We start from the raw sequence: 8369 nt of genomic DNA, 5'->3' as shown, positions 1-8369 counted from the left end.
CGATATGGCGAGCATTCTCGCCTAAATGAGTGTCCGGTTTCATTAGACCACTACAATCTTTGATCGGTACGAGCGCGATGTCATACCAAAGAAAGGCGAACGCACCCAGAAAGACAATCTGGCCGAATTGAAGCAGTTGCGCCCCATGTTTGACGGGGCGCCCATCGACTCGATCACGCCAGCCAATATTGCGGGCTACCGCGATGCACGCACCGCTAAGGTTCGGGCTAACCGTGAAATCGCCCTGCTCTCCCACGTATTCAATCTGGCAAGGGAGTGGGGCCTTACCGAGCGGGAGAAGGCGCAGCAAAAAGCAATCGATCAGGGGGATCCGATGCTCGCCGCGAAGATTGGCGGGTTTCAGTTTCGTGACATCCGGCCAAAGGCGGCATCGGAAATCGTCGATATTGGCGATGCAAGCCTGCTGCTGGGGCACAGCAAACAGGAAATTACCAAGCGGGTTTACAGGAGGATCGGCGCTACCGCGAAGCCGTCAAAATAGAGAAATTCTGGAACGCTTCCATAATAGTTATGGAACACCTATGAAGAGCCGCCCCTCGCTGCCAAGTGCCAGAAACACAAAAGCCCCGCAAATGCGGGGCTTTCGTTTGAATCTTGGCGGGAAACCAGGGATTCGAACCCTGGAGACGCTATTAACGTCCGCCGGTTTTCAAGACCGCTTTGTAAATTCAAGCGGGCCGACGTCCTGAAAGCCGTCGGCGTTCCATTACTCAAGGCAACCGATCAAGCTACAGGCCGCATTTTGCAGGGGGTGCGTTTTGAGTTTGGGAACTGTTTTTACCCTCCCCTGGCGTCCTGCCGAATGAACGAAAACCACAGAATTGCCAATAATTTACGAAATACATCATGACGCCTTTCAGCAAAAATGGACGCTCAGCCCAAAGAGTCAGCCGAGAAGCCAACTCAACGATAGGGATTCGAACCCCTTCATGCGTCCTTGTGCACCGAATCTGCCCTAATCTTGCACTAAACCTTTTCACCACTGCCGATGCTATGATTTCGGCTTCATCGATAGGAGTCGACCCCATGTCAGCCGATTACTCACTATCCGATGTTTTGCAAAGGATCTATGAAAATCAGCTCGCCTTTGAAGCGGCAGTAATTGAGCTTACATTGTGGGTGGAACAGCGTGCTTCGCCAGAGGTAGGCAACAATATTCGTGGAGCGCTTGGTGCTCTTGGGCATAATGCTGGCCGCATCAAACAGGGCTTAGCCAGACTTAGGGCATGAGTCTCGGCTATGGACCTGCTAATTTGTTTTAATATGCATAGGAGGCATCATGACTGAAGGATTTTCACTTATAGACTTGAAGGGCGCTTCAGAACCGCTCACGAAACTAATAGACTCGGTCTCTAAAGGGATAGGTGCGCTATATGAACCTGCAGGTAAAATCAGAAATGCCAAAGCTGAAGCTAAAGCCATGCTCATTTTGGCTGAGGCGCAAGAGCAAGTAGATACTATAACAATAAGAGCGCTGCAGCGGGTAAACCACAGAGAGATCAGGCGCCAGAACAATATTGACTCAATAGTTAAAGGGGCAGTCGAGTTCTTGCCAGAAACAGTCGCAAAAAAAGAAGTGGATGAAGACTGGATGGTCAACTTTTTTGACCTTGGACAAGATATAGGCAATGCTGAAATGCAGAAAATTTGGTCCAAACTGCTAGCGGGAGAAGTTGCAAAGCCGGGGAGATTCAAGTCACGAACTGTTCAGGCCGTAAAATCTTTAAGTGTAGAGGACGCAAACCTATTTACCAAATTATGCGAGTTCTCTTTTGTGATAAATAGCGAAGACTGGATTTTTCCGATATTCGGTAATGACTTCTATAAATACATACGCTCTAACGGTCTAACAACAAATGCTGAAATGCACCTTAAAAATATAGGCCTGCTTAGTAATGAAAAAATATGGTATGGAGGTAGAGATAAAAGCAGCAACATCAGCCTTAAATATTTCTCAGAAGACTTCTATAGCTCGCCCAAATCAAAGAAAGAAAAGGAAAGTCCGGTTTTTCTGCAGGCATTCACATTCACCGAAATCGGCAAGGAACTGGCAAGTATAGCAGGAGGAAAGCCTGACTCTGAGTATATTAAATTATTGTGTAACAAGGAGCACATCTATCCCCTCCCTAATAACGGCAGAGCGTAAATAGCGGGCAGACCACCATTGCCAATTTTGCCGTCACCTTTCAGCCCCTCGTAGACGCTACTCTACGGGGCTTCTAAACGGGGAGGCCACGGTCGAAAAGGAACCCGCGTAATCGGATTTGCAATCCACAAATAATATGTTAAAAATCAATAAGTTAAATTAAATACCTTTCCGCATTTGTGATGTATCAAAACGGCCAGAGACCTTTGTTTCCGCGACGTAGATCTTTCATTGCGGAACTGATTTTTGCTCCAATTTTGGCTGACCAGCATCCTCGCCGTCGCTTCACACACGCCCTGAGCAGACCCTCCACACAACGGGCACAGCAGGCAGCCATCGGCCAAGCGGTCATTGGAATGCACGTCTAAGAACAACTTGTAGTCGTGATCACGGAATCCAAGCTCACTGCCTTGTCTTCACTGTGACGAACCTTTTGATGCATCCATCACCAGACGTCGTGGCTGCGCTTTCGGCAGCTCGCTCAACGCCGCCTGCAACGTGCGATGCTCCAGCAACCGAACCGTGTCCAATGCAACCCAAACAGTTAGGCCACGTGCAAGGTTGGGAGGCGTTCGCAAGCCTGAATGACCGCATCGGCCAAGCGGCGGGTCATGCGCGCATAGCGATCCAGCCAACTGACTGCCTCCATGCGTTTGCCACAGTCAAGGCAGCCAACCCGCCGGAGCAAAACGTTGAGGCGTAGCGCACGACCCAGAATGGGCAAATCACGAATGATTCGCTCGCAATACTCATGAGTTGTTGAGCAGGTTTTTGGCAGCCACCACAGATAGGAAGTCGGGTGGCGTGAGGAGTCAGATCGATCTGTAGGGCATCGCCATCAGGCTTGATGGTGACGACAGAAAAGCCCTCCCAAAAAGGAAGGAAAGTATTAATATCGCGCATAAGAACGCCGGTTTGTTAGATGTGTTTGCTCGCACGAACATCATCAACCAAATCGGCGTTCTTGTTTCTGTGTTTCCCGGGATTTCGTGAAGAACCTTTTTTTGCTGTTAAAGAGACACCTGTAACAGGTTCAAGGCCACTGACACTAGATCACTCTGACCACAAACAAAATCCCCGCTAAAGCAGGGATTCGGGTCCTATATCCTATACAGGTCAGTTTATTTTGTCTTCTTCTTCGCCCCTGCTACCGCAGGTTTCTGTTGCGCTTTCGCACCAGCTACTCGGTCTACAGGTGTTCTCCCGCTGAGCAACGAAGGGGTCAACAAGGACTTCAGTGTTTTCAAATTGATCGCCGCATTGCTGCCCTTTTGGCTTTCCTTGGTGATCACTGCGTTTATTGCCTCATATACATCCTTGCCAGCTTTAAAAATAGTGACCGGGTTTTTAGATTCCCCAAGACAAACCACTACAAATTTCACGATGCTTGTCGCCACGGTCAGCATTTCTTCTATGCGCTTTATGCCATAGATAAACTTCTGCACATCCTTGCTTACCACCTTAATATTCGCCACGTCATCTTTTGATGACGCCGCAATAATTGCAATGCCCCTACCGGTCAACCGTATGTATATTGGCGTCATCTCAGCCAGCTGATCATTGATTTTGTCTCGTATGGCCTGCTCCTTCTCTGTTCTTAGCTGGTTGGAAATTTGAGTAATGTATTCACGCACGGTGGACGCAAGGGCTTCCTGTGCTTCCAGAAGCTCATTAACGTTACTATCAGTGGTCATGGCATCACCTATGTACGAATAGCTTGAATGGATTCTCGCAGGTCATCAATCTTTTCTTTCAGATCCTTTAGTGACTTCAACTGATCTTCCTTAGATAATTTTGAAAACTTTTTCTCTAAATCGTTGTTTGCAACTTTGAAGAGCCTGCCGGCCTCCTCAAACTTGGTGATCGCCGCTGTGACATCCGCCTTTTTAGGGTGTTGCTTCGACAGAAGGTAAGCCAAATATCTGTACGGAATGGCCTGTTCATTAGTAGCCTTTCCACCATTGTTTTGCAGTGAACCAATCTGTTCCAAATTATTTATCAAAGCAGCATTCGTTGTGCCGGCAATCCATGACGTGTTTTCGCTTAGCTTTCTTGCCACCGCCAACATTATGTCGACCTGCCTATTAACAGCAGCGGAGTTATCACGCATTAATTCTGTAGCTTTATCCTTAATTGCAGCGGTCGTTATCATTTCCGAAAGCAGATTCGTCAATTTCGCAAAAGCCTCTACCTCATTAGAATTGAGCTTTTGAGTTCCATCTGCCTTTTTTATTGTGAGAACAGCATCCTTGAGATTTTTTGCATCATCCTCAATAAACTGCGGTGAGATTCCGACCAAGGCAGACAAGGCAGCGGCGTAAGTATTCACAACAACCGCGCTCGCCTCCGATGTCCTCACATCCTTAGCAAAGTTCTTGCAAGTCCCATCGATTGTGTCTTGCATCTTTGCCTGAGATTCATACTTAGGGCTTCCGAGCTGCGATGAAAGCATACTTTCGTAACACCACTCGATGCTTTTGTCCGTTAATACAGAAAAGCTCTTCGTTAAACCAACTGCGCTTTCATTAAAATCATTTACAGCTTTCGTATTGTAGCCGCATGCGCTGAGCACTCCGAAAATCGCTAATAGGAGTGCTGTTCTCATTATTTTCATTTGTGACCACCCTCTGTGGAGCCAGCAATAGGCTGGCTGAAGTCTCTCCATAGTGGTCAACTTCGCCATCCATGGAGCGCTTTAGGATCGCAAACCGCCATCCTTAGCAGCCAAGCAAAGACCAGCTCTATCAAAAGCGCAAATTTAACCCCGGCAGCCTCCTTACTCCCCACTCCCCCTCCCCCACGAGGACCGGTGTTTCCTCATTACAAACCCAACGCTCAAAGCACTAGTGTTCTTTTTCCATTCGCATTGGAAAAAGGGCCGAAATGGGTCGAATGCGGTCATTGGGAAACCCAATTACATGGATAGGGATTCGAACCCGACCATGGTCAACCGTAGTCCGCTCAAGACCACAAAATTAGAGTATGTAGCACCTGAGTTAAGGCCTATATAGGCCTAAAGCGGTATCCGCTACGCCCTAAAAATGCCCTAAAATCATCTGCGCTTCGAGCCGACATTGGCAGGAGCAGAGGGAAGCGACCTGATACAGGTGATCATTTGATAGAAAATTACAAATTTCTGTATGAGCTCTCAAGAAAAGCACTGGACGAGGAGCTTGACCGATACAAAAACTCGACAAAAAAGCGAGTAGATTTCTCAGCATCCTGAGCATCGGCATCGTTGCCTAACTTTCGCGATTGGGACGAACAAATGCATTTTTACGTAGACGAGAGTGGGCAGACTGGGCTGAACCTGTTCGACGAGGCTCAGCCAATCCTGTATTACGGCGTATTGTCTTCGCCGGTAGATCTAAACGTCCATACTAGGGTGCACGTAGAGCGTTTGAGAGGCCTGCTGGGAGTGGAGCGACTTCACGCCAACGAGCTTGGGGTGGATAAACTCACGAAGATATGCCGTCAGTTAGACACCATCCAACGAAAGAATAATATCTGTTTTGATATTTACCGTATCAGCAAGGCCGATCATGCAGCCATTAGCTTTTTCGACCAAGTCTTCGATCAAGGACTGAATAAAGCTGTTCCTTGGACGGCGTATTGGACGCCCTTACGGTATCCCCTGCTACTGCAAGTGGCGTCTCTGTTCGACCCGCAAACCCTCAAACGTTCATGGGATGCTCGGGTTGAAAGAGATGAGCGCAAGGCGAATGAAATTCTGGTAGAGGTGCTGCGAACTCTGCTTGAAAGAGTTGAGTACATCGGTGATTTTCGATTGAAGGAAATTATAAACGACGCGTTCCGTTGGGCCATCAAATATCCAGAAGAGATTCATTACAACGCTTACAACAAGAAAGATTTATTGCAGATATCACCGAATCTGATTGGATTCCAGTCTGTACTCCATGGGATTGCATCACGACTGAAACGTGGTGGCGGGAAGGCACTGAGTGTAGTGGTAGATCAGCAGTCGCAGTTCAATAAAGCGCAGAAATGGATCGCTGATTTTTACCATCAAGCCCGGGAAATCCCAATGGAGGTTGGCCCAGGATTGCCTGTCATGGACTTGACGCACGTCCCCGACATCTCGATCTCCTGCGTTTCAGGATCCACAAACGTAGGTCTGGAACTGGTGGATGTCTATCTCTGGCTGTTCAAGCGTTACTTTGAAGGCAAGCCTCTTAGTGATCCCCTGACCAATCTTATCGGTAAGCAATTCAACATCGGGTACACCGATCAGGTCTCCCTTGAAGCTATTGCGGAGCGCTGGACCAAGTTTTTTGCGGACTTGCCACATCTATCAGAGGCTAAAGAAGAAAAAATGAAGGCGGCAAGGGCAATCAGTGAGGCAGAGCGAAAGAAGCATCTGGTGGGGCTCTAAGCTCGCCGGTGCGGACCGCGGCTGCTTAGACCTGGGCAGTACAGCACACATCTCTGAACTACTCAGATCTCACAGCCTTTACGATCGGCCGGTTTTGGCCGACTGCTGACTTCCACGGAGGGCAGCTTGGGTCGTAAGCGGTCGCTCGAAACCTCAGAGGCATAGGTAGGGATTCGAACCCGAACGCGTCCCCCCCGTCCGGATTTCCACGCGTTAAGCGAGTAACCGCCAGCCTATGGGGGCCTATAACGGCCTCATGTTTGCCCTAAAAATGCCCTAAACATCAGGTTCAAAGCCAGGCCCATCCGGCGCCTCAAGAATGGCTTGGATGGTATTGACCGGCCGCTGACAGTGGAACAGTACTCGCAAGAAGATCCCATCCATGATTTGCATTTCTCGCTCCCCGTTCCCTACGAAATAGCCTTTGCCATTATGACGGGCCAAGGGGAATCCCTGCTGCTCTGCCTGGCTAAATTCTTTATTTGTCGCCTCACGGATCTGCAAACCAACTTTCTGAAGCTTCTCTAGCAGCATAGGCACATTGAGGCCTACGCAGACGTTCTTCCTACCGAACAGAATGTCAAATTTGTGTTTTTCCGAAATATGCCAGTTGAATATGGGCAAAGCCAGAGGGTGTCTCAACGTATCGATAAGTGTGGCTCGCGGACAATTCGAAGTACCTCCAAAATTGTCAAACCACAAATTGAAGGCTCCATGCCCGTTTACTCGCATCGCATTTCCCGCGTAAGAGGCTACAAAAAGGCAGTCCTCTACGACATCCAAGGCCCACCCCTTGGAATCTGAACCGTCCAATACGCCATTAAGTTCTTCGGCCCAGCTGCCGATGAAGACAGTTTCCTCTGGAATATAGATGTTATGGTTTGTATCCGGATCCCTCGAATGCCCTTTCGATAGGATCTCACCTACATGCCCCATCCGGTTAGTTTGTCGCAGCATTCGCTGAAGCTGTTTGATTCCAGACTCGCCGTGTTTTTCAGCAAAAAACTGGAACGCCCGGGGACAGCCGGATTTTGAAAAAAAATCCATGAATTGCATTAACTCATGATTTTTTTGCCCCTCCTTCACCTCCGCAATACTCAATCCACCGCCTGATCCCATCGTTAGCAAATCACCGACTTGGACAAATGATGTAAGGTCCGAAATCAGCGAAAAACTACCCGGATCACGCTGGTTCCTTTCGCTAGCCGCTGAAACAACCGACTGAAAATTGGACTGCTTTAAATCTACCGGTTTATGATTCTTATAAAATCGACGAGCGTAGCAAAGTTGATTACCTATCAATTGCCAGGCCATTGCATCAGCGATGCCGTGCATCAGTATTTTTTCCGACCCATTAAGCGTTTTTTTTGAATCGACGAGCTCAATAATTTCCTGCTGGGCAGCACTCATCCCAGCATGCGATAGAGTTAGGAACCGTTTTCTAAATTCGGAATTAGTTTTAACATCGTTATGGGGTAACTCTTCCCATATCGACTCGGAGCCCTTAGTCGAAAAATCGTAAAGCCTTAAAGCGAATTCCTCTAGCTTAGGATCCAGCCCTGTCGGCCGCAGTGTTTCAAAAGGATGATATTTCGCTTTTCTTTTCTTCTTTTTCATACAACGACCGCCGTGAAATCAACCTGACTTAACCTACCACATCTTGAGCTTCTCATCACGCCACGCTGAAGTCTAGCGCTCAGCTTCCCAAGCTGATGACGAGGGTTACCCCCCCTCAACCGCTCTACTATTTTCAATGTAGAGAATCTCACTCGCGTCTCGACTTAGGTGGAGGTAGCCAACCTTGAATCA

6 protein-coding genes and 2 pseudogenes are annotated in these 8369 nt (G+C 48.3%); 4 read left to right on the top strand and 4 right to left on the bottom strand.

The annotated features are described in order from the left end of the window. Positions 1–55: 55 nt before the first annotated feature. From ACODSV_RS30545 to ACODSV_RS30535, 3 genes and pseudogenes are all read left to right on the top strand, one after another. Positions 56–502: pseudogene (locus tag ACODSV_RS30545) on the top strand (site-specific integrase); the annotation flags it as partial. A 545-nt stretch (positions 503–1047) separates the two neighbouring features. Then, complete coding sequence (locus ACODSV_RS30540; protein ID WP_150055747.1) at positions 1048–1251, top strand: hypothetical protein; 204 nt, start codon at positions 1048–1050, stop codon at positions 1249–1251. Between the two features lie 49 nt (positions 1252–1300). Further along, positions 1301–2167 carry a DUF2806 domain-containing protein gene (locus ACODSV_RS30535; RefSeq protein WP_150055748.1) on the top strand — a complete coding sequence of 289 codons (867 nt, stop codon included), beginning with the start codon at positions 1301–1303 and terminating at the stop codon, positions 2165–2167. 440 nt (positions 2168–2607) lie between these two features. Here ACODSV_RS30535 and ACODSV_RS30530 read toward each other — a convergent pair. The 3 genes and pseudogenes from ACODSV_RS30530 to ACODSV_RS30520 all read right to left on the bottom strand — a co-directional run. After that, positions 2608–3070 (bottom strand): annotated as a pseudogene (locus ACODSV_RS30530) (helix-turn-helix domain-containing protein); the annotation flags it as partial. 218 nt (positions 3071–3288) lie between these two features. Continuing rightward, positions 3289–3861 (bottom strand): hypothetical protein, encoded by a 573-nt coding sequence (locus ACODSV_RS30525; protein WP_150054773.1) that lies wholly within the window; start codon positions 3859–3861, stop codon positions 3289–3291. An 8-nt stretch (positions 3862–3869) separates the two neighbouring features. Beyond that, positions 3870–4781 (bottom strand): hypothetical protein, encoded by a 912-nt coding sequence (locus tag ACODSV_RS30520; protein ID WP_150054772.1) that lies wholly within the window; start codon positions 4779–4781, stop codon positions 3870–3872. A 654-nt stretch (positions 4782–5435) separates the two neighbouring features. Between ACODSV_RS30520 and ACODSV_RS30515 the strand changes: the two genes are divergently transcribed. Further along, positions 5436–6560: a DUF3800 domain-containing protein gene (locus ACODSV_RS30515; protein WP_150054771.1), complete on the top strand. Its 1125-nt coding sequence runs from the start codon at positions 5436–5438 to the stop codon at positions 6558–6560. A 276-nt stretch (positions 6561–6836) separates the two neighbouring features. Here the strand turns inward: ACODSV_RS30515 and ACODSV_RS30510 are convergent, their stop codons facing one another. Then, a complete protein-coding gene (locus tag ACODSV_RS30510) occupies positions 6837–8177 on the bottom strand; it encodes a hypothetical protein (protein ID WP_150054770.1) in 1341 nt (446 codons plus the stop codon). Positions 8178–8369: the final 192 nt, after the last annotated feature.

This window comes from Pseudomonas sp. FG86 (assembly GCF_057808775.1).
The sequence above is the reverse complement of the archived record's forward strand: the minus strand, read 5'-3'. Positions and strand labels throughout refer to the sequence as shown.

Excerpts from the sequence above, each read along its gene's own strand:
- ACODSV_RS30540 (WP_150055747.1), top strand. The coding sequence starts at position 1,048 with ATGTCAGCCGATTACTCACTATCCGATGTTTTGCAAAGGATCTATGAA.
- ACODSV_RS30535 (WP_150055748.1), top strand. The coding sequence starts at position 1,301 with ATGACTGAAGGATTTTCACTTATAGACTTGAAGGGCGCTTCAGAACCG.
- ACODSV_RS30525 (WP_150054773.1), bottom strand. The coding sequence starts at position 3,861 with ATGACCACTGATAGTAACGTTAATGAGCTTCTGGAAGCACAGGAAGCC.
- ACODSV_RS30520 (WP_150054772.1), bottom strand. The coding sequence starts at position 4,781 with ATGAAAATAATGAGAACAGCACTCCTATTAGCGATTTTCGGAGTGCTC.
- ACODSV_RS30515 (WP_150054771.1), top strand. The coding sequence starts at position 5,436 with ATGCATTTTTACGTAGACGAGAGTGGGCAGACTGGGCTGAACCTGTTC.
- ACODSV_RS30510 (WP_150054770.1), bottom strand. The coding sequence starts at position 8,177 with ATGAAAAAGAAGAAAAGAAAAGCGAAATATCATCCTTTTGAAACACTG.